This is a genomic window from Azotobacter bryophylli, assembly GCF_042643485.1.
Taxonomy (GTDB): Bacteria; Pseudomonadota; Gammaproteobacteria; order Pseudomonadales; family Pseudomonadaceae; genus Azotobacter; species Azotobacter bryophylli.
Genome location: NZ_JBHRSJ010000018.1, coordinates 1 through 704, shown reverse-complemented (window position 1 = coordinate 704; position 704 = coordinate 1). Strand labels below are relative to the sequence as shown.

Annotated in this window: 1 protein-coding gene; it reads left to right on the top strand. The window is 58.5% G+C overall.

Annotated features, from left to right (window positions below; translation table 11 throughout):
• Positions 1 to 65: 65 nt before the first annotated feature.
• Positions 66 to 704 (top strand): transposase (locus ACFOJE_RS10485; protein WP_377814286.1); only part of this gene is annotated, 639 nt, incomplete at its 3' end.

Here is a 704-nt window from a genome sequence, read left to right as displayed (position 1 = left end):
TCCAGACTGTGTGAAAACGCCGGTCTCGCCTAGAGTTGCTGAAGCGACGTCAGCGAGGGCGACGTATGAAGCGATTCATCGAGGAAGCGAGCCGGACCCAAGTCAGCTTGTTGCCTGAGTGCCTGGATGACTTCATCACCGAAGACAACCCAGTCCGGGTCGTCGAAGCCTTCGTCGAACAACTCGACCTTACGGCGCTGGAGTTCGACGGGGTGGCCCCAGCGGCAACCGGTCGGCCGTCCTACCACCCTGCAGTACTGCTGAAGATCTACCTCTACGGTTACCTCAATCGCATCCAGTCCAGCCGGCGCCTGGAGCGCGAATGTCAGCGCAACCTTGAGTTGATGTGGCTGTGCGGACGACTCGCGCCGGACTTCAAAACCATCGCTGATTTCCGTCGTGACAACGGCAAGGCCATTCGCAATGTTTGCCGGCAGTTCGTCGTGCTCTGCCGCCAGCTCGATCTGTTCTCCCAGTCGCTGGTGGCCATCGACGGCAGCAAGTTCAAAGCGATCAACAACCGTGATCGCAACTTCACCCAAGCCAAACTCCGTGCCCGCATGGAGCAAATCGAAAAAAGCATCGACCGTTATCTGGCAGCGATGGATACCGCTGACCGAACGCAGTCCGATGTTGCTGAGGCCAAGACCAGCCGCCTTCAGGACAAAATCGAGAAGCTCCGGCAGCAGATGCAAGCGCTCAAG